Source organism: Thioalbus denitrificans (genome assembly GCF_003337735.1).
Lineage (GTDB): Bacteria > Pseudomonadota > Gammaproteobacteria > DSM-26407 > DSM-26407 > Thioalbus > Thioalbus denitrificans.
Genome location: NZ_QPJY01000007.1, coordinates 15,635 through 33,615, shown reverse-complemented (window position 1 = coordinate 33,615; position 17,981 = coordinate 15,635). Strand labels below are relative to the sequence as shown.

General features: G+C 70.5%; 21 protein-coding genes. 8 read left to right on the top strand and 13 right to left on the bottom strand.

All coding sequences use genetic code 11. From position 1 onward, the window contains the following. Nucleotides 1-15 precede the first annotated feature (15 nt). Entirely contained in the window at nucleotides 16-825 is an 810-nt protein-coding gene (gene folE2 / locus DFQ59_RS13480; protein WP_114280236.1) for a GTP cyclohydrolase FolE2, read from the top strand. 30 nt (nucleotides 826-855) lie between these two features. Here the strand turns inward: folE2 and DFQ59_RS13475 are convergent, their stop codons facing one another. Genes DFQ59_RS13475 through DFQ59_RS13465 form a run of 3 tightly spaced genes read right to left on the bottom strand, consistent with a single transcriptional unit; the run spans nucleotide 856 to nucleotide 2,277 of the window. Then, nucleotides 856-1,509: a retropepsin-like aspartic protease family protein gene (locus DFQ59_RS13475; protein WP_211314938.1), complete on the bottom strand. Its 654-nt coding sequence runs from the start codon at nucleotides 1,507-1,509 to the stop codon at nucleotides 856-858. 4 nt (nucleotides 1,510-1,513) lie between these two features. Next, nucleotides 1,514-1,897 carry a hypothetical protein gene (locus DFQ59_RS13470; protein WP_114280383.1) on the bottom strand — a complete coding sequence of 128 codons (384 nt, stop codon included), beginning with the start codon at nucleotides 1,895-1,897 and terminating at the stop codon, nucleotides 1,514-1,516. Continuing rightward, nucleotides 1,897-2,277 (bottom strand): hypothetical protein, encoded by a 381-nt coding sequence (locus tag DFQ59_RS13465; RefSeq protein WP_114280235.1) that lies wholly within the window; start codon nucleotides 2,275-2,277, stop codon nucleotides 1,897-1,899. The genes DFQ59_RS13470 and DFQ59_RS13465 overlap by 1 nt, the downstream gene beginning before the upstream one ends. A 108-nt stretch (nucleotides 2,278-2,385) precedes the next feature. Between DFQ59_RS13465 and DFQ59_RS13460 the strand changes: the two genes are divergently transcribed. The 6 genes from DFQ59_RS13460 (at nucleotide 2,386) to DFQ59_RS13435 (ending at nucleotide 7,506) form a co-directional block, all read left to right on the top strand. Next, nucleotides 2,386-3,051 carry a glutathione S-transferase family protein gene (locus DFQ59_RS13460; RefSeq protein WP_114280234.1) on the top strand — a complete coding sequence of 222 codons (666 nt, stop codon included), beginning with the start codon at nucleotides 2,386-2,388 and terminating at the stop codon, nucleotides 3,049-3,051. A 77-nt stretch (nucleotides 3,052-3,128) separates the two neighbouring features. Next, the gene (locus DFQ59_RS13455; protein WP_114280233.1) at nucleotides 3,129-4,196 is read left to right on the top strand and encodes a thioredoxin family protein; all 1,068 of its coding nucleotides are present in this window, start codon (nucleotides 3,129-3,131) and stop codon (nucleotides 4,194-4,196) included. 150 nt (nucleotides 4,197-4,346) lie between these two features. Continuing rightward, on the top strand, nucleotides 4,347-5,702 hold the full coding sequence (locus tag DFQ59_RS13450) for a sigma-54-dependent transcriptional regulator (RefSeq protein WP_114280232.1): 1,356 nt from the start codon (nucleotides 4,347-4,349) through the stop codon (nucleotides 5,700-5,702). Between the two features lie 211 nt (nucleotides 5,703-5,913). Next, the gene (locus tag DFQ59_RS13445; protein ID WP_211314937.1) at nucleotides 5,914-6,612 is read left to right on the top strand and encodes an AzlC family ABC transporter permease; all 699 of its coding nucleotides are present in this window, start codon (nucleotides 5,914-5,916) and stop codon (nucleotides 6,610-6,612) included. Next, nucleotides 6,591-6,923, top strand: a complete 333-nt coding sequence (locus DFQ59_RS13440) for a branched-chain amino acid transporter permease (protein ID WP_114280230.1) — start codon at nucleotides 6,591-6,593, stop codon at nucleotides 6,921-6,923. Before DFQ59_RS13445 ends, DFQ59_RS13440 begins: the two co-directional genes overlap by 22 nt. A gap of 202 nt (nucleotides 6,924-7,125) precedes the next feature. Next, nucleotides 7,126-7,506: a hypothetical protein gene (locus tag DFQ59_RS13435; RefSeq protein WP_114280229.1), complete on the top strand. Its 381-nt coding sequence runs from the start codon at nucleotides 7,126-7,128 to the stop codon at nucleotides 7,504-7,506. A gap of 48 nt (nucleotides 7,507-7,554) precedes the next feature. On the opposite strand, the gene DFQ59_RS13430 is transcribed toward DFQ59_RS13435, so the two are convergent. The 10 genes from DFQ59_RS13430 to DFQ59_RS13385 all read right to left on the bottom strand — a co-directional run bounded on the left by DFQ59_RS13430 (nucleotide 7,555) and on the right by DFQ59_RS13385 (nucleotide 16,504). Then, nucleotides 7,555-8,052: a phosphatidylglycerophosphatase A family protein gene (locus DFQ59_RS13430; RefSeq protein ID WP_114280228.1), complete on the bottom strand. Its 498-nt coding sequence runs from the start codon at nucleotides 8,050-8,052 to the stop codon at nucleotides 7,555-7,557. A 4-nt stretch (nucleotides 8,053-8,056) separates the two neighbouring features. Continuing rightward, complete coding sequence (gene thiL / locus DFQ59_RS13425) at nucleotides 8,057-9,022, bottom strand: thiamine-phosphate kinase (RefSeq protein WP_211314946.1); 966 nt, start codon at nucleotides 9,020-9,022, stop codon at nucleotides 8,057-8,059. A gap of 28 nt (nucleotides 9,023-9,050) precedes the next feature. Next, nucleotides 9,051-9,539, bottom strand: coding sequence for a transcription antitermination factor NusB (gene nusB, locus DFQ59_RS13420; protein ID WP_245937281.1), 489 nt, complete (start codon nucleotides 9,537-9,539; stop codon nucleotides 9,051-9,053). Next, entirely contained in the window at nucleotides 9,532-10,008 is a 477-nt protein-coding gene (gene ribH / locus DFQ59_RS13415) for a 6,7-dimethyl-8-ribityllumazine synthase (RefSeq protein ID WP_114280225.1), read from the bottom strand. The genes nusB and ribH overlap by 8 nt, the downstream gene beginning before the upstream one ends. 304 nt (nucleotides 10,009-10,312) lie before the next feature. After that, nucleotides 10,313-11,419, bottom strand: coding sequence for a bifunctional 3,4-dihydroxy-2-butanone-4-phosphate synthase/GTP cyclohydrolase II (gene ribBA, locus DFQ59_RS13410; protein WP_114280224.1), 1,107 nt, complete (start codon nucleotides 11,417-11,419; stop codon nucleotides 10,313-10,315). A 35-nt stretch (nucleotides 11,420-11,454) separates the two neighbouring features. Then, complete coding sequence (locus tag DFQ59_RS13405; protein WP_114280223.1) at nucleotides 11,455-12,114, bottom strand: riboflavin synthase; 660 nt, start codon at nucleotides 12,112-12,114, stop codon at nucleotides 11,455-11,457. A gap of 17 nt (nucleotides 12,115-12,131) precedes the next feature. Further along, complete coding sequence (gene ribD / locus DFQ59_RS13400) at nucleotides 12,132-13,280, bottom strand: bifunctional diaminohydroxyphosphoribosylaminopyrimidine deaminase/5-amino-6-(5-phosphoribosylamino)uracil reductase RibD (protein WP_245937280.1); 1,149 nt, start codon at nucleotides 13,278-13,280, stop codon at nucleotides 12,132-12,134. Next, complete coding sequence (nrdR, locus tag DFQ59_RS13395; RefSeq protein WP_114280222.1) at nucleotides 13,273-13,791, bottom strand: transcriptional regulator NrdR; 519 nt, start codon at nucleotides 13,789-13,791, stop codon at nucleotides 13,273-13,275. The genes ribD and nrdR overlap by 8 nt, the downstream gene beginning before the upstream one ends. Nucleotides 13,792-13,862: 71 nt before the next feature. Beyond that, nucleotides 13,863-15,119: a serine hydroxymethyltransferase gene (gene glyA / locus DFQ59_RS13390; RefSeq protein ID WP_114280221.1), complete on the bottom strand. Its 1,257-nt coding sequence runs from the start codon at nucleotides 15,117-15,119 to the stop codon at nucleotides 13,863-13,865. Between the two features lie 386 nt (nucleotides 15,120-15,505). After that, nucleotides 15,506-16,504, bottom strand: a complete 999-nt coding sequence (locus DFQ59_RS13385; protein WP_114280220.1) for an acetoin utilization protein AcuC — start codon at nucleotides 16,502-16,504, stop codon at nucleotides 15,506-15,508. An 86-nt stretch (nucleotides 16,505-16,590) separates the two neighbouring features. Here DFQ59_RS13385 and DFQ59_RS13380 point away from each other — a divergent pair, with 86 nt between their 5' ends. After that, on the top strand, nucleotides 16,591-17,883 hold the full coding sequence (locus DFQ59_RS13380; RefSeq protein ID WP_114280219.1) for a L,D-transpeptidase family protein: 1,293 nt from the start codon (nucleotides 16,591-16,593) through the stop codon (nucleotides 17,881-17,883). Nucleotides 17,884-17,981: the final 98 nt, after the last annotated feature.

The following is a 17,981-nucleotide window of genomic DNA, read 5'->3' as shown; positions in this document are numbered from 1 at the left end:
AGAGGATCCTGCACCATGAACCGACCCGAGAAGTCCATTGCCGACGTGCAGAGCAGCCAGGACACCCGGCGCATCGCCATCGACAAGGTGGGCATCAAGGATATCCGCCACCCCATCCGCGTCGCCGATCGCGACGGCGGCGAGCAGCACACCGTGGCCATGTTCAACATGTACGTGAACCTGCCCCACAACTTCAAGGGCACGCACATGTCGCGGTTCGTGGAGATCCTGAACCTGCACGAGCGCGAGATCACGGTGGACTCCTTCAAGGAGATGCTGGTGGAGGTCACCCAGCGCCTGGAGGCCGAGTCGGGACACATCGAGATGACCTTCCCCTACTTCGTCAACAAGAAGGCGCCGATTTCCGGGGTGCAGAGCCTGATGGACTACGAGGTGAGCTTCATCGGCGAGGCGCACAACGGCGAGATCTCCATGGATCTCAAGGTGGTGGTCCCGGTCACCAGCCTCTGCCCCTGCTCGAAGAAGATTTCCGACTACGGGGCCCACAACCAGCGCTCCCACGTCACCGTCGCCGCCCGCACGCGCGGCTTCATCTGGATCGAGGACATCATCGACCTGGTGGAGCAGGAGGCCTCCTGCGAGCTCTACGGGCTGCTCAAGCGACCCGACGAGAAGCACGTGACCGAGCGGGCCTACGACAATCCCAAGTTCGTGGAGGACATGGTGCGCGACGTGGCCGCGCGGCTGAACGCCGACGAGCGCATCAGCGCCTACGTGGTGGAATCGGAGAACTTCGAGTCCATCCACAACCACTCCGCCTACGCCCTCATCAGCATGGACAAGGAGCGGGCCGCGCAGGGCTGACCGCTGCCCCCGCCCGCCCCGCCGGGCGGGTCAGTGGCGCTGGGTGATGACCAGCATGTTGCCCTGGTCCTGCAACTCCAGGCGCTGCAGGAAGGACATGCCCAGCAGCGTCTCGGCGGGCAGCGGCCCGTCCAGGACCACCGCCTCCACCCCGCGCAGCTCCACCCCGCCCACCCGCACCCGGTCGAGGCGCACGCGCCAGGCCGCCTCGTAGCCCGAGGCCGTGACCACCCCCGCCGGCACGCCCACCACCCGGTAGTCGATGCCCAGGCGGCGCGCCTCGGCGGCGTTGAGGGAGACGCGGGTGGCGCCGGTGTCCACCAGGAAGCGCACCGTCTGGCCGTTGATGCTGCCGATGGTGCGGTAGAGGCCGCTGGCGTCGCGCGGTATCCGCGCCGTGCTGGTCTCGGGCGTGGCCAGGGCCGTGCTCACGTCGCTGCCGAGCCCGAGGGTCAGCGTCCGCCCCTCCACCTCCAGCACCGCCCGCTCGCTGTCGGCGCTCACCAGCCGCACCCCCTCGGGGCTGCGCTGTCCGGCGCGCAGGAGCCGGTCGGTGCCGTCGATGCGCACCACCGCCATGCCCTGGAACAGCCCCTGCACCGAAATCTGATCCACGGCCGCGGCCGTGCCGCAGACACCGGCGAGCAGCGCCAGCACACCCCACAGCCGCGGATGACCGTTCACGGACTCAGCGCCGGATGCGCCAGCCCGGGCCCGTGTCCCGGGTCAGGTCGATGGGCAGCGGCGCCCCCCAGCCATGGACCTTGTCGTGGCCCTGCACGGTCACGGCCCTGGCGTCCGGCGGAATCCGCAGTCCATCCAGGCTGCGGGTGAAGGGCTGCTCGTCCACATGGGGATGGTAGAGGGTGCGGGTGCCGATGACCGCGCCGTCCTCGCCCACCAGGCGCCAGGCGTCGGCGTAGTGGTCCCAGCCCGCATCGGCATGGCGGAGGGTCACGTGGGCGGTCCAGCCGCCGCTGCCGGGCACCAGTTCCACCGCCTCCACCGTCACCTCGCCGGCGCCGGCGGATCCGGCCGCGAGCAGCGCGCCGGCGAGAACGGCGCCGCGCATCATGCCACCGCCCCGTCCGGCGCCAGCGCCGCACCCAGCCCCGCCGCCCAGTCGGCCACGAAGGCCTCGATGGACTCGATGAAGTCGGGCTCGTGCCGTGGACGGTTGATGGTGCAGTGGACCCGCACCCCACCCTCCTCCCCGGTAATCGTCCAGGCCAGGGCGTTGGGGCAGCCGGGCAGGGCGAAGCGCACCCCCTGGCGGATCAGCTGGCGCTCCACCGTGAACTCGCCCCACAGGCAGTAGATGCGGCCCCGCTCCCCGGCATGCTCGATCACCGTGTCCACCGAGGCGCACAGCCGCGGCAGGGCGGGGATGACCACCCGGGCCTGGATGGCCTCCGCGGAGGCCGTCACCGGTACATCGGCGTAAAATTCCATCCTGCTGCGTCTCCTGTCACATGACCCGGCCGGCTGCCGGGTTGCCCGCCCGGAGCGCTGAACCTACCATGGGTAGCCATCATTCTGACTGCTTCGCGAGGAGATATCGTGGAACTCGAGCTCATCAGTTTCAAGCTCTGCCCATTCGTGCAGCGCTCGGTCATCACCCTGCTGCACAAGCAGGTGCCCCACACCATCACCTATATCGACCTCAACAGCCCGCCGGCCTGGTTCAGCGAAATCTCGCCCCTGGGCAAGGTCCCGGTGCTGCGGGTCGACAACCGCCATGCCATCTTCGAGTCCGCGGTCATCAACGAGTTCATCGACGAGGTCACGCCGGGACGGATGCACCCCGAGGATCCGGTGCGGCGGGCCATCAACCGGGCCTGGATCGAGTTCGCTTCCGACTGCTGGGGGGATCACATGCAGATCACCTCGGCACCCGAGGAGGCGAAGTTCCGGGCCCACCGCGCGGCCCTGGAGGCCAAGCTGGCGCGGCTGGAGCAGGTGCTCGGCGACGGCCCCTTCTTCAACGGCGATTCGCTGGCCCTGGTGGATACCGCCTTCGCCCCCCTGTTCATGCGCCTGGAGATGCTCAACCGCTTCGTCAGCACCTATGACCGGGAAACCCTGCCCCGGGTGGCGGCCTGGAGCGACGCCCTGCTCGCCCTGCCCGAGGTGCGCGACTCGGTGGTGCCGGAGTTCGAGAAGCTCTATCTCGCCACGGTCCGCAACCGCAGCGATTACCTCGACGACTGCCTCGACGCCGCCTGATAGTGTGACCGCGGCGCAGATCGCGGAACGACGACCATGCCGGGGCCTCGACCCCGTGCCAGACAGGAGGAAAGGCCATGTTTCTGTCCCGGATCGGCGCGGGTGCCCTCGCGCCGGCACTGTTCGCGGCCCTGCTCGCGGGCCACCCGGCCGGCCCGGCCGACGCCGCGGAGGACGAGGGCCTTGGCGAGGGACTGGTCAACCCAGGCTTCCACAGCCAGCCGGCCTGGTTCAAGTCCTCGTTCCTCGACCTGCGCGAGGACGTGGCCGAGGCCGGCGCCGAGGGACGCCGCGTGCTGCTCTACTTCTACCAGGACGGCTGCCCCTACTGCGCCCGGCTGCTGCAGGACAACCTGGGGCAGAAGGCCCTGGCGGAGCGGACCCGCGCCAACTTCGACGTCATCGCCATCAACATCTGGGGGGACCGGGAGGTGACCGATCTCGGCGGCCGGAGCGTGACGGAAAAGACCTTCAGCGCCGGGCTGGGGGTCCAGTTCACCCCCACCCTGCTGTTCCTGGACGAGAACGGCGCGGTGGCGCTGCGCATCAACGGCTACTTCCCGCCCCACAAGTACGCGGTGGCACTGGACTACGCCGCCCCCGGCGGCGGCAAGCCCGCCAGCTTCCGCACCTTCCTGGCGGAGCGGGCGCCGGCGCCCGCCAGCGGCGAGCTGCACCCGCAGCCCTTCTTCAGCCCGCCCCCGCACCAGCTCGACCGCAGCCACGCCGCGGCCGACCGGCCGCTGGCCGTGCTGTTCGAGCAGCGGGCCTGCCCCGCCTGCGACGAGTTGCACACGGAGGCCTTCACCCGGCCCGAGGTGCGAGCGGCCCTGGAGCGTTTCCAGGTGGTGCAGCTGGACATGTGGAGCGACACGCCGGTGATGACGCCCGCGGGGGAGCGCACCACCGCGCGGCAGTGGGCCGACCGCCTCGGGATCCAGTACGCGCCCACGCTGGTGTTCTTCGACGTGTCGGGCCGCGAGGTATTCCGCAACGAGGCCTACCTGCGCCCCTTCCACCTGGTCAACGGCCTGCGCTACGTGGCGGACGGCGCCTACCGGGAGCAGCCCAGCTTCCAGCGCTACCTGCAGGGGCGCACCGAGGCGATGCGCGAACGGGGCGAATCGGTGGACCTGTGGGAGTAATGGCGCGGGAAAGGTTCCGCCGCTGGACCGGGTCTACGAAAAAGCCATCGGGCCGGCGCGGGCACCCGCGCTTTGTCGGCCTTTGCCCGCTTTCTGTGTACCCTGTGCCTGAATGGCGACAATCAGGCATCCGGACAGGTTGGAGACACAATGCGCACGCAGCTGCTGATCGTCGAGGATGACGCGGCCCTGGCGGAACTGCTGGCCCTGCACTTCGAGGAGCAGGGCTACGGCACCGCCATCGCCTCCACCTGCGCCGGGGCCGAGGCGCACCTCGCCTCCCACGCCGTGGACCTGGTGCTGCTCGACCAGCACCTGCCGGACGGGCGCGGGATCGAGCTGCTGCGGCGCCTACGCGCCGAGGACCCGGAACTGCCGGTCATCATGATGACCGGGCTGCACGACCTGGATCTCGCCATCGAGGCCATCAAGGAGGGCGCGCTCGACTTCGTCCACAAGCCGGTGAAGACCCAGGAGCTGGAGCTGGTCATGGGCCGGGCGCTGGAGTCCCGGCGGCTCCGGCGCGAGCTGCGGGTGCTGCAGGAGGAGCCGGCCCACCCGCGCACCACCAGCGACTTCATCGGCCGCGGCGAGGCGATGCTGAAGGTGAGCAAGGAGATCGCGCTCACCGCCGCCAGCCACGCCAACGTCCTCATCACCGGCGAGAGCGGCACCGGCAAGGAGGTGGTGGCGCGCCTCATCCACGCCCACAGCGGGCTCAGCGGGCCGTTCGTGGCGGTCAACTGCGCGGCCATCGTGGAGACCCTGCTGGAGAGCGAGCTGTTCGGCCACGAGAAGGGCGCCTTCACCGGGGCCGTGGAGCGCAAGGTGGGCAAGTTCGAGCTGGCCCGGGACGGAACCCTGTTCCTGGACGAGATCGGCGAGCTGGCCCTGCCCCTGCAGGCCAAGCTCCTGCGGATTCTGCAGGAGGGCACCTTCGAGCGGGTGGGCGGCAACCAGAAGCTCACCACCAACGCCCGCATCATCGCCGCCACCAACCGCGACCTGCTGCAGGAGGTCAGGGAGAAGCGCTTCCGGGAGGATCTCCTCTACCGCCTCAACGTGGTCACCGTCCACCTGCCACCGCTGCGCGAGCGGCGCGAGGACATCCCGCTGCTGGCCCAGGCACTGATGGCCAAAGCCGCCAAGAAGATCCACAAGCCGCCCCTGCACATCACCGACGGCGCCGAGCAGGCGCTGCTGCGCTACCCCTGGCTCGGCAATGTGCGGGAGCTGGAGAACGTCCTCACCCAGGCCATGGTCCATGCCCGCGACGGCCTGCTCACCCCCGACCTGCTGCCCAGCGGTCCCGGCGAGGAACCGCCCCCGCCCGCCACGGCGGAGGCGCCCCTGAAGAGCCTGGACGAGGTGGAGGCGGAGCACATCCAGCGGGTGCTGAACCACACCGGCGGCCACAAGGGCCACACCTGCGAGATCCTCGGCATCTCGCGCCCGGCCCTGGACCGCAAGATCGCCAAGTACGCCCTGACCCTGCCCCAGAGCTGAGGCCGGCGCTGCAGCAGCGCCGGCCTGGACACGCAGCTCCTCTCGCGAGGCAGCAACGATCCCAACGGCGGCGAGGTCGGGATGTCGAATGCCTGCCTGTCGCTCTCCCGGCGTCCTGGCGTTGAGGTCGCTTGGTGAAAGACCGTCTTGCCCGGACCCGGCACCACGCCTATCCTGTGACCCCTTCATTCCGCTCCCGGGAGGGAAGCCCGTGTCCCATTCCTCGCCGGCCGCGGCGGCGCTGCGCGCCAGCCTGCCGGTCCTGTTCGGCTACGTGCCGCTGGGCATCGCCTTCGGCCTGCTGTTCGACGGCCTCGGCCACCCCTGGTACTTCGCCACCCTCATGGGACTGCTGGTCTTCGCCGGGGCCGCCCAGTTCCTTGCCGTGGGGCTGCTGGCGGCCCATGCCGGCCTGCTGGAGGTGGCGGTCACCACCTTCCTGCTCAACTCGCGCCACCTCTTCTTCGGCCTGTCGCTGCTGACCCGCTTCCGCGTCGGCGGCTGGCGCAAGTTCTATCTCGTCTTCGGCCTCACCGACGAGACCTACTCCCTGCTCACCGGCACCCGGCCGCCGGACGGGGTGCCGCGGGTGAGCTACGACCTCTGGGTCACGGGGCTGAACCAGCTGTGGTGGGTCAGCGGCTGCACCCTGGGCGCACTGCTCGGGCGGGCGGTGGCCTTCGACACCACCGGCCTCGAGTTCACCCTCACCGCCCTGTTCGCGGTCCTGGTGCTGGAGCAGTACCGGGCCACCCGCGCCCTGCTGCCGTTCCTGGTGGCGCTGGGATGCGGACTCCTGGCCCTGGCGCTGTTCCGCCAGGAGCACATGCTGCTGCTCTCCATCGCACTGTCCACCGCCATCCTCGTCGCCCACGGAAAGACCCGCCAATGGACGCCACGCTCTACCTGATCGCCGTCATCGGGGTCATGGCGGGCGCGACTCTGCTCACCCGCGCCCTGCCCTTCCTGCTCTTCGCCCGCGGCGCCGAGCACCCCACCCTGCTCTACCTGGGCCGGGTGCTCCCGCCGGCGGTGATGACCCTGCTGCTACTCTACTGCCTCAAGGACGTCCCCCTGGCCACGGCGCCCCATGGCCTGCCCGAGGCGCTGGCCCTCGCTGCCGTCGTGGGCCTCCACCTCTGGCGCCGCAACGCCCTGCTCAGCATCGGTGCGGGCACCGGGCTGTACATGTTCCTGGTCCAGAGCGGCGTCTTCGGCTGAGTCGAGCCTGGAATGGACGGGATTCACCGGATTTTCAGGATGTGGGTTGGTGAGGATAGGGGATAAGGGACAAAGGCGAGTATCACGGACATCAGTTTTCAGTCAGAGCATATCGACGCACTCACGCACTCACGCACTCACGCATTCACGCATTCACGCATTCACGCATTCACGCACTCACGCACTCACGCACTCACGCACAATGTACGAATTCCAGCACAGCACCGATCTGGTCACCCGCGAGGGCAACCGCGCCTTCGAGACGCCCCTGTGGGTGGTGGGCCACTCCCCCTTCGATCAGTACCAGAGCGTGGACGAGGGGCACGTGGCGCACCTGGGCGCCCCCCGCTTCGTGGCGCGCTGGTACACCGGCATGGAACCGGACAACCCGGCCGACCTCGAGGGCGGCATCACCTGGCACGACGACGTCTACGACATCAGCCTCTGCGAACTGGTCTTTCTCGACGCCGACACCGAATTCACCGACCTGGAGATCGAGCTCCACCCGTGGCTGAACGAGGCGGTGATGGTGATCGCGGTCTGGCGGGGCGAGCTCGAGCTGCACGACGACGACGACTTCTGAGGCCACTGCCCGCCGTGGCGGGCGCGGGCAGTGAGAATCACCGCGGCTTCAGGCGTACCACGGGACCAGGCGCTGCAGGGCCTGCAGCGCAAGCCAGGCGTAGGCCCCGGCGATGAGATCGTCGAGCATGATGCCGAAGCCGCCCTGTACGTACCGGTCGGCGAGGTGGATGGGCCACGGCTTCCAGATGTCGAACAGGCGGAACAGCAGGAACCCCGCCACCACCCACGGCCAGCCCGCCGGGGCGGCCGCCATGGTGACCAGGAAGCCGGCGATCTCGTCCCAGACGATGCCCGGGTGGTCGTGGACGCCGAGACGGCGGGCGGCATGGCCGCACAGGTAAGGGCCGGCGAGGATGACCAGCGCGGCCAGCGCCAGATAGGCCGCCAGGGGCAGGGGCGCGATCAGCAGGTAGAGAGGCACCGCCACCGCCGTGCCGAAGGTCCCCGGCGCCCATGGCGCCAGCCCGCTGCCGAAGCCGAAGGCCAGCAGCAGGCGGGGATCGCCGAGGACCTGGCGGGCGGGGGGCGGCGGGAGACGGGCCATGGCTTCAGCCCCCGAAGTGCTGCCAGCCGCCGCGGCCCGCATCCACGCTGTCGCCCTCCGGCGTCACGCAGCGCAGGCCGGGAGCGGCCTCGATCACGCCCACCCGGTCGGCCGGGCAGCCGGCGGCGGCCAGCGCCCGCTCCGCCTCCCCCTGGCGCGCGGCGGGCACGGTGAAGCAGAGCTCGTAATCGTCGCCTCCGCTCAGCGGCAGGCTCCAGCCGCCCGCGGCCGCCAGGCGGGCCGCCAGGGTGGCGGAGACGGGCAGCCGCTCCAGGTGCAGGGTGGCCCCGGCGCCGGAGGCTTCCAGGATGTGACCGAGATCGGCCGCCAGGCCGTCGGAGATGTCGATGCAGGCGCTGGCGATGCCGCGCAGGGCCAGCCCCGCCCCCACCCGCGGCCGGGGGCGATCGAGGCGCTCGCGCACGGCGGCGAGGTCCGGGCCGGGGAGCCGTATCTCCCCCCGCAGGGCGAGCAGGGCCAGGCCCGCGTCACCGAGGGTGCCGGTGACATAGACGAGATCGCCGGGGCGCGCGCCGCCGCGGGTGAGGGCCTGCCCGGGCGGGACGAAACCGTGGGCCTGGACCGTCACGGAGAGCGGGCCGCGGGTGGTGTCGCCCCCCACCAGCGCCACCCCGTGCTCCCGGGCCAGGGCCGCGAAGCCGCCGGCGAAGGCTTCCAGCCATGCCGGGTCCGCCGCGGGCAGGGTCAGGGCGAGAGTCACCCAGGCGGGCTCGGCGCCCATGGCGGCGAGATCGCTCAGGTTGACCGCCAGGGCCTTGTGGCCGAGGTCCCCGGGGCGGGTCGCGTGGGGAAAGTGGACGCCGTCCACCATCGTGTCGGTGGTCAGCGCCAGCAGCTGCCCGGCCGGGGGACGCAGCAGGGCGCAGTCGTCCCCCACCCCGAGCGCCACGTCCTCCCGCGGCGCGCCGGCGTGGCTGAAGTAGCGGGCGATGAGCTCGAACTCGGACAGCGCCATGTGCGACCCGTCGCCCGGGCGTTCAGCCGCCCCGGGCGCGCACCTCCGCGCCGCGCAGGCGCGCCGCCAGCTTGTCGAGGATGCCGTTGACGTAGCGGTGGCTCTGCTCGGCGCCGAAGGTCTTGGCCAGCTCCACCCCCTCGTTGATGGCCACCACGTAGGGAACCTCCGGGCGCCGGGCGAGTTCGTAGGCGCCGAGGCGCAGGATCGCCCGCTCCACCGGGTCCAGTTCCGCGAGCGGCCGGTCCAGGTAGGGCTCGATGTAACCGTCCAGGGTGTCCTGCTCCTCCACCACGCCCTGCAGGAGGTGGTGGAAGTAGTCCACGTCCACCTTGTCCATCTCCTGCTCGGCCCGGAACTGGAGCTCGATCTCCACCGCGTCCTGGGGGTTGAGCTGCCACTGGTAGAGCGCCTGCAGCGCCATCCGGCGCGCGCGGCGTCGCGCGGCTATCTGGGCCTGGCGGTTGCGGGCCCGGGGCTGATCGCCGCTCCCGGTCATGGTCTCAGGCATCCAGGCTGCGCATCAGGTTCACCATCTCGATGGCGGTCATGGCCGCCTCGGCGCCCTTGTTGCCGGCCTTGGTGCCGGCCCGCTCGATGGCCTGCTCGATGGTGTCGGTGGTGAGCACGCCAAAGGCCACGGGCACCCCGGTGGCGAGGGAGGCCTGGGCCAGGCCCTTGGTGCACTCGCCGGCCACGTAGTCGAAGTGGGGCGTGCCGCCGCGGATGACCGCGCCGAGGGCGATGACGGCGTCATGCCTGCCGCTCTGCATCAGCTTCTGGGCCACCAGCGGCATCTCGAAGGCGCCGGGCACGCGCACCACCTCGATACCGGCATCCTCGGCCCCATGGCGGCGCAGCGCGTCCAGGGCGCCGCTCAGCAGGCTCTCGACGACGAAGCTGTTGAACCGGCTCACCACGATGGCGAAGCGCGCCCCGCTCACCGTCAGCCCACCTTCCACGGTCTTGATCTCAGCCATTTCCCACCCCTTGTAAATTGTTCGCTCAGTTGACTATTTCACCACGAAGCCACGTAGGTCGTGAAAAGACTTTTTATCCGCAGATTACGCAGATTTAAAAAAACACAGCGGGTTGTTGATGGTGCCACTGGCGGATGCAGACCCGGTCGCGTGCGACCGGTACAGGGTCGACCGCCGTTTACCAGTCCCGGATTGTCAACGGGCGGCTCGTCCTGCAGCGAATAATCTGCGTCAATCAGCGTAATCTGCGGTTAACAAAAATCTTTCCAGTCCAGTCCCGGTCCCTGCGTGGCTCCGGTTGATTTCAGGAGACGTACTCGACCACCTCGAGGCCGAAGCCGGAGAGGCCGGGCATCTTGCGCTGGGTGCCGAGCACCCGCATCTTGTGCACGCCGAGATCGGCGAGGATCTGCGAGCCGATGCCGATGACCCGCAGGTTGCCGTCCTCCTCCGGCGAGGGCAGATTGACGCCGCGGTCGGCCAGGGCATAGTTGCGGATGCGCTTGATCATGGCCTGGGGCGGCTCCGGGTACTGGAGCAGCACCGCCACGCCGGAGCCGGCCGCGGCGATGCGGCGCAGGCTCTCGGCGAAGGGACGATGGGCATCCTGGCGCCGCCCGCCGAGCACGTCGGTCAGGGTATCGCGCAGGTGCACCCGCACCAGGGTCGGCGCCGCCGGATCCACCTCGCCGTAGACCAGCGCCAGGTGCATCTGCTGATCCACCACGTCCAGGTAGCTCACCAGGCGGAACTCGCCGTACTCGGTGGGCAGGTTGCACTCGCCCACCCGCTCCACGCTCTTCTCGTTCTGCATCCGGTACTGGATCAGCTCGGCCACGGTGCCGATCTTCAGCCCGTGGGTGCGGGCGAACGCCTCCAGGTCCGGGCGCCGCGCCATGGTACCGTCCTCGTTGAGGATCTCCACGATCACCGCCGCCGGCTCCAGGCCCGCCATGCGGGTGAGATCGCAGCCCGCCTCGGTGTGGCCGGCGCGGGCCAGCACCCCGCCGGGCTGGGCCATCAGCGGGAAGATGTGGCCGGGCATGACGATGTCGTCGGGACCCGCCCCGGGCGCCACCGCGGCCTGCACCGTGGTGGCGCGATCGGCGGCGGAGATCCCGGTGGTCACCCCCCGGGCCGCCTCGATGGAGACGGTGAAGTTGGTGGAGTGGATATCGCCGGTGTTGCTCACCATCAGCGGCAGCTTGAGCCGCTCGCAACGCTCCCGGGTCAGGGTCAGGCAGATGAGGCCGCGGCCATAGCGGGCCATGAAGTTGATGTCATCGGGCGACACCTTCTCCGCGGCCATGATGAGGTCGCCCTCGTTCTCGCGATCCTCGTCGTCCATCAGGATGACCATCCGGCCCTGCCGGATGTCCTCGATGATTTCTTCGATGCTGTTCAGCGCCATTGACCCGCTGTCTCCCGCTCCCGTCCGGCCGCAGCCTATTTCATGAACCCGTGCTGGGCCAGGAATTCCATTGTGATGCCCCCGGCCCCGCTCTCGGCGGCCTGCTCACCCAGCAGCAGCCGCTCCAGGTAGCGGGCGATGATGTCCACCTCGAGGTTCACCGCCCGGCCCGGCTGGAAATCGGCCATGGTGGTCTCCTCCAGGGTGTGGGGAACGATGTTGAGGGTGAAACGCGCCCCGTCCACCCCGTTGACGGTCAGGCTGATGCCGTCGACGCAGATGGAGCCCTTCTCGGCGATGTACTTCGCCAGCCCGGCGGGGGCTTCGATGACGAAGCGCACCGAGCGGCCGGCGGGGCTGCGCTCGACGATCCGGCCCACGCCGTCCACGTGGCCGCTGACCAGGTGCCCGCCCAGGCGGGTGGTGGGCGTGAGCGCCTTCTCCAGGTTCACCCGCCCCCCCACCGCCAGGTCGGCGAAGGCGGTGCGCGCCAGGGTCTCGCCGGAGACATCGGCCCAGAAGCCGTCGCCCGGCAGGTCCACCACGGTCAGGCAGACGCCGTTCACGGCGATGCTGTCGCCCAGCCGCACGTCGCCCAGATCGAGCTTGCCGGTCTGTACCCGCACCCGGGAGTCCTGCCCCCGCGGTTCCATGGCGGCGATGCGTCCCACCGCCTCGATGATGCCTGTGAACATCTGTCTCGTGCTCCCCGTCAGGATTGCGCCGCGGCGGAGCGGGTGGCGACCCGCGCGCTGATGCGCCAGTCGCGGCCCACCGCCCGCAGGTCGACGATCTCCAGCTCGACCCGGTCGGCCATGCTAGCCAGTCCCGGCAGGTGGAACAAGCCGCGCGCCCCGTCGCCGAGCAGCAGCGGCGCCATGTAGACCACCAGCTCGTCCACCAGGCCGGCGCGCAGCATGGCGCCGGCCAGCGTCGCCCCGGTCTCCAGGTGCACCTCGTTCATCCCGCGCTGACCGAGCAGTTCCAGCACGGCATCCAGGTCCACCGTGTCCGGCGTGCCCGGCAGCCGCGCCACCTCCGCCCCCGCCGCCAGCAGGGCATCGGCCTCCGCCGTGTCGTCGCTGGTGGTAAGGATGAGCGTCGAGCCCGGCAGGCTCAGCATCCGCGCCGTCGGCGGCGTGCTGAGGTGGGGATCGACCACCACCCGCAGGGGCTGGCGCAACCCGCCCGCCGGCTCGCCCTCGCCCAGCTCCGCGGCGCGCACCGTGAAGGAGGGGTCGTCGGCGAGCACCGTCCCGGCGCCGGTCAGGATGGCCGAGCTGCGCGCCCGCAGCCGCTGTACGTCGCGGCGCGCCTCCGGGCCCGTTATCCACTGGCTCTCGCCCGAGGCCATGGCGGTGCGGCCGTCGAGGCTCATGGCCAGCTTGCAGCGGACATAGGGACGCCCGCCGCGCATGCGCTTGAGGAAGCCCGGATTCAGGGCCTCGGCCTGGTCCGCCAGCAGGCCGTGCTCCACCGCGATGCCCGCCGCGCGCAGCCGCGCCAGCCCCTGCCCGGCCACCGCCGGGTTGGGATCCTCCATGGCGGCGACCACCCGCGCCACGCCCGCCGAAACCAGGGCCTCGGCGCAGGGCGGAGTCAGCCCGTGGTGGGCGCAGGGCTCGAGGGTCACGTAGCAGGTGGCGCCCCGGGCGTCGGCGCCCGCCGCGCGCAGGGCGTTCACCTCCGCATGGGGCTCGCCGGCGCGCTCGTGCCAGCCCTCCCCCACCACCGCGCCGTCACGGACCAGCACGCAGCCCACCCGCGGATTGGGATCGGTGGTATAGAGCCCGCGCGCGGCCAGGCGCAGCGCCTGGGCCATGTAGCCGTGGTCCGCGGCGCTGAAGCGCCCCTCACTCATCATTGTCCTGCCCCTTGCCGCCGAGCAGGTCGAGCTGCTGGCGGCGCGCCTCGGCGGAGGGCGCGCGCTCCAGCCGCTCGATCTCCTCGCGGAAGGCGTTCACGTCCTCGAAGCTGCGGTAGACCGAGGCGAAGCGCACGTAGGCCACCTGGTCCGCCTCCCGCAGTTCGTCCATCACCCATTCGCCGATGGCGCCGGAGGCCACCTCGCGCTCGCCGGCGGCGCGGATGCGGTGGAGAATGCGATTGATCATCGCCTCCACCTGCTCGGTGTCCACCGGACGCTTCTCCAGCGCCCGCAGGATGCCTCCGCGCAGCTTCTCCTCGTTGAAGGGGACGCGGCTGCCGTCGCGCTTCACCACCCGGGGCATGAGCAGCTCCGCGCTCTCGTAGGTGGTGAAGCGCTCGCCGCAGGTCAGGCACTCGCGGCGACGGCGCACCTGGTCGCCGTCGTTGGACAGGCGCGAGTCGATGACCTTGGTGTCCTGGGCCGAGCAGAAGGGGCAGCGCATGGGAACGACCCGTGGGCAAGGACCGCGGATTCCGGGGCCTGCGCCCCGGGCCCGCGGCCCCGCACTCCTGGTTACTTCTCGTAGACCGGGAAGCGCCGGCAGAGCGCCAGCACCTGCCCCTTGACGCGCTCCACCACCGCCGCATCGCCGCGGGCGTCGATCACGTCGCACATCCAGCCGGCCAGCTCGACGCACTCCGCCGTGCCGAAGCCGCGCGTGGTCACCGCGGGGGTGCCCACACGGATGCCCGAGGTGACGAAGGGCGACTGGGGATCGTTGGGCACGCTGTTCTTGTTCACCGTGATGTTGGACGCGCCGAGCCAGGCGTCCACATCCTTGCCGGTCAGGCCCTGGCCGATCAGGCTCACCAGGAACAGGTGGTTGTCGGTGCCGCCGGAGACCACCTCGAAGCCGCGCTCGATGAACACCCCGGCCATCGCCCGGGCGTTGTCCACCACCAGCTGCTGGTAGGCCTTGAACTCCGGCTCGAGCGCCTCCTTGAAGGCCACCGCCTTGGCGGCGATGACGTGCATCAGCGGGCCGCCCTGGGTGCCGGGGAAGACCAGCGAGTTGAGCTTCTTCTCCACCTCCGGATTGGCCTTGGCGAGAATGATGCCGCCGCGGGGGCCGCGCAGGGTCTTGTGGGTGGTGGAGGTGGTCACATCGGCGATCTGCACCGGGCTCGGATAGACGCCCGCCGCCACCAGGCCGGCCACGTGGGCCATGTCCACCATCAGCCAGGCGCCCACCTCGTCGGCGATGGCGCGGAAACGCTGCCAGTCCACCACCCGGGAGTAGGCGGAGAAGCCGGCGACGATCATCTTCGGCTTGTGCTCGCGGGCCAGCCGCTCCACCTGGGCGTAGTCGATCTCGCCGGTGGACTCGTCCAGGCCGTACTGCACCGCCTTGTAGATCTTGCCGGAAAAGTTGACCTTCGCGCCGTGGGTGAGGTGGCCGCCGTGGGCCAGGCTCATTCCGAGCACCGTGTCGCCCGGCTCCAGCAGCGCCATGTACACCGCCGCGTTGGCCTGGGAGCCGGAGTGGGGCTGGACGTTGGCGTAGTCGGCGCCGAACAGCTCCTTGACCCGCTCGATGGCCATCACCTCGGCCTTGTCCACGTACTCGCAGCCGCCGTAGTAGCGCTTGCCGGGATAACCCTCGGCGTACTTGTTGGTCAGCACCGAGCCCTGGGCCTCGAGCACCCGCGGGCTGGCGTAGTTCTCGGAGGCGATGAGCTCGATGTGCTCTTCCTGGCGGACCGCCTCGTCACGGATGACCTGGGCGAGCTCGTCGTCGAAACCGGCAATGGACATGTCACGCTTGAACATTCGGCACCTGCTTTGCTGGCTGGCGGTGGAAACGGAATATTGTACCCCCAGCGGGGCTCACAGGGGAAATCCCCCGCGCCCCGGCGCCATTCACCAAGGATTCACCACGAAGGCACGAAGGACACGAAGAAAGGCGAAAAGACGTTTTATCCGCAGATTACGCCGATTACGCAGATTTCTTATTTCGGGTGGGCGGCTCTGCTCACTGCCGGGGCAGCTCCCTGCCCCCAGTGGCAACGGAACAGCCGGTATGGCAGGGAGTGTCCACCGGGCATCCCGCATCAACATCGTAATCTGCGTAATCGGCGTAATCTGCGGATAGTTCTTTTCTTCGTGTCCTTCGTGCCTTCGTGGTGCGAATCAATCCATGTCCGGGGGCGGAGCACTCACGCCACCGGGGGTTCGAGCAGGGCGCTGACGACGGCGGTCCAGGCGCGGGCCATGTTGGCATGGTCGTAGCCGCCCCCGCCCAGGGCCAGCACCCTCCCGCCGCAGTGGGCGTCGGCGATGGCGCACAGGCGCCGGGCGGCATGGGTGTGGGCCGCCACGGTCAGGTCGAGATGGGTGAGGGGATCGCCGCCGAGGCTGTCGGCGCCGCACTGGAACAGGATGAACTCGGGCGGGTAGCGCGCGAGCAGCGCCTCCACCTCCGCCCAGCGGGCCAGGAACAGCTCGTCGCCGGCGCCCGGCGGGAGGGGGATGTTGAGCTTGGTGCCGACCGCCGCGCCGCTGCCGCGTTCGTGGGCGAAGCCGGTGCCGGGGTAGAGGTAGCGGCCGTCCTCGTGGAAGTCGGCGATGATCACGCGGGGGTCGTCCTCGAAGCCGTAGTAGACGCCGTCGCCATGATGGGCGTCGATGTCCACGTAGGCCACCCGCCGCAGCCCGTGCACCTCCAGCAGGGTGGCGATGGCCAGCGCGCAGTCGTTGAACACGCAGAAGCCGCCGGCCCGGTCGCGGCGGGCGTGGTGCAGTCCGGCCACCGGCACGAAGGCGCGCCGGCAACGCCCCTCCAGCAGGTCCCCGGCCGCCGCCACCACCGAACCCGCCACCGTGGCGGCCGCCTCGTAGACACCCGGGTAGGCCGGGGTATCGCCGTAGTCGAGGAAACCGCTGCCGACCCGGGACAGGGCCTTCACCCGGCCCACGTAGCCGCCGTCGTGGAAGCGCCCCAGCAGGGCGTCGTCGGCCTGAACCGGCTCGCAGACCCGCACCCGCGCCTCCAGCCCCGCGGCCCGCAGCCCATCCCAGAACACCTCCAGGCGCTCGTTGCCGAACGGGTGGCCGACCCCGAATCCGTAACGGGTCAGCGCCGGTCCGCTCCAGACACAGAGTTGAACCTCCGCCTCCGGGGCGGGTCTCTCTCGTTGAGGTTGCCGTACAGACATGGGCCGTCGACCGGATGCCACCTGCTTCAGACTATGACACAATATCCGCCCACTTTCGTCCTTGATTCCGGAGCTTACCCGCCGCCATGCCGTGCCTGAACCTGCGGGTGCCGCGCTCCCCGCGGCGCCCCGCCATCGCGCGCCTGTCCGCGTGGCTCGTTCTCGTCCTCCTGCCCGCCTTAGCCCCGGCGCAGACCTTCACCCTTCCGCCGGAGGGCGACAGCGTGGTGGGCCGTCCGCTGGAGATCGCCACCCGCTACGAGGACACCTTCGCCGACGTCGCCCGGGCCCACGGCCTCGGCTTCCGGGAGGTGGCGGTCGCCAACCCCGGCGTGGATCCCTGGGTGCCGGGCGAGGGCACGGTCATCACCCTGCCCACCAGCCACATCCTCCCCGACGCCCCCCGCGAGGGAATCGTCATCAACGTGGCGGAGATGCGCCTCTACTACTACCCCCGCGGCCGCAACGAGGTCATCACCCACCCCATAGGCATCGGCCGCGAGGGCTGGGCCACGCCCACCGGCACGGGCACCATACTCGACAAGACGGCCCATCCCAGCTGGACCCCGCCGGCCTCCATCCGCGCCGAGCACGCGGCCCGCGGCGACATCCTGCCGGCGGTGGTGCCGCCCGGCCCGGCCAACCCGCTGGGCGATTACGCCATGCGCCTGTCCCTGCCCGGCTACCTCATCCACGGCACCAACCGCCCCTTCGGGGTGGGGATGCGCATCAGCCACGGCTGCATCCGCCTCTACCCGGAGGACATCGCCTCGCTGTTCGCCCAGGTGCCGATCGGGACGCGCGTGAACATCGTCAACCAGCCCTACAAGGCCGGCTGGCGCGACGGGGTGCTCTACGTCGAGGCCCACCCGCCGCTGGACGAGGACCAGGCCGGGGGGCTCAACACCACCCCCCTGGTGGCCGCGGTGATCGGCGCCGCGGAGCAGCGGGGGCTGGAGCCGGACTGGGAGCGGATCCGGGCCGCCGCGCTGGAGCACACCGGGCTGCCGGTGCCGGTCACGGGCGAACTGACGCGCATGCCGCTGCTCAGGGCGGCCGCATGGCCCGCCCCTGCCGACGCGGCGCCGAAGCAGGAGCCTGCGCCGCAGGCGATCGTGTCCGCGGCCACCCCGCGCGATCAGGAATGGCACCTGCACATGGGCGCGTTCCGGGATCCGACCGGCCTGGAGATGCTCACCGGGGAGCTGAACGCCCTGCGCATCCCCTCCCGGGTGGAGGCGGTTCCGGGCCGGGATCTCCAGCGCCTGGTGCTCGGTCCCTTCGCCACCGCCGCCGAGGCCATGGCGGCCCGGGTGCGGGTGCGCGAGGCCACCGGCATCGAGCCCGCCCTGCTGCCGCCGGGTGACGCCGGCTCCTGACAGCGCCGCGGCAGCGCGCGCCGAACCCCGGGCTCATTTCGGAGCGGACAAAAAAACGGCCCGGAGTGCACTCGCACTCCGGGCCGTTGTGGAATGGC

Coding starts and splice junctions, on each gene's coding strand:
- folE2 (WP_114280236.1), top strand. CDS start 16: ATGAACCGACCCGAGAAGTCCATTGCCGACGTGCAGAGCAGCCAGGAC.
- DFQ59_RS13470 (WP_114280383.1), bottom strand. CDS start 1,897: ATGCGCGGCGCCGTTCTCGCCGGCGCGCTGCTCGCGGCCGGATCCGCC.
- DFQ59_RS13465 (WP_114280235.1), bottom strand. CDS start 2,277: ATGGAATTTTACGCCGATGTACCGGTGACGGCCTCCGCGGAGGCCATC.
- DFQ59_RS13455 (WP_114280233.1), top strand. CDS start 3,129: ATGTTTCTGTCCCGGATCGGCGCGGGTGCCCTCGCGCCGGCACTGTTC.
- DFQ59_RS13450 (WP_114280232.1), top strand. CDS start 4,347: ATGCGCACGCAGCTGCTGATCGTCGAGGATGACGCGGCCCTGGCGGAA.
- DFQ59_RS13440 (WP_114280230.1), top strand. CDS start 6,591: ATGGACGCCACGCTCTACCTGATCGCCGTCATCGGGGTCATGGCGGGC.
- DFQ59_RS13435 (WP_114280229.1), top strand. CDS start 7,126: ATGTACGAATTCCAGCACAGCACCGATCTGGTCACCCGCGAGGGCAAC.
- DFQ59_RS13430 (WP_114280228.1), bottom strand. CDS start 8,052: ATGGCCCGTCTCCCGCCGCCCCCCGCCCGCCAGGTCCTCGGCGATCCC.
- nusB (WP_245937281.1), bottom strand. CDS start 9,539: ATGCCTGAGACCATGACCGGGAGCGGCGATCAGCCCCGGGCCCGCAAC.
- ribH (WP_114280225.1), bottom strand. CDS start 10,008: ATGGCTGAGATCAAGACCGTGGAAGGTGGGCTGACGGTGAGCGGGGCG.
- ribBA (WP_114280224.1), bottom strand. CDS start 11,419: ATGGCGCTGAACAGCATCGAAGAAATCATCGAGGACATCCGGCAGGGC.
- DFQ59_RS13405 (WP_114280223.1), bottom strand. CDS start 12,114: ATGTTCACAGGCATCATCGAGGCGGTGGGACGCATCGCCGCCATGGAA.
- ribD (WP_245937280.1), bottom strand. CDS start 13,280: ATGAGTGAGGGGCGCTTCAGCGCCGCGGACCACGGCTACATGGCCCAG.
- nrdR (WP_114280222.1), bottom strand. CDS start 13,791: ATGCGCTGCCCCTTCTGCTCGGCCCAGGACACCAAGGTCATCGACTCG.
- glyA (WP_114280221.1), bottom strand. CDS start 15,119: ATGTTCAAGCGTGACATGTCCATTGCCGGTTTCGACGACGAGCTCGCC.
- DFQ59_RS13385 (WP_114280220.1), bottom strand. CDS start 16,504: ATGTCTGTACGGCAACCTCAACGAGAGAGACCCGCCCCGGAGGCGGAG.
- DFQ59_RS13380 (WP_114280219.1), top strand. CDS start 16,591: ATGCCGTGCCTGAACCTGCGGGTGCCGCGCTCCCCGCGGCGCCCCGCC.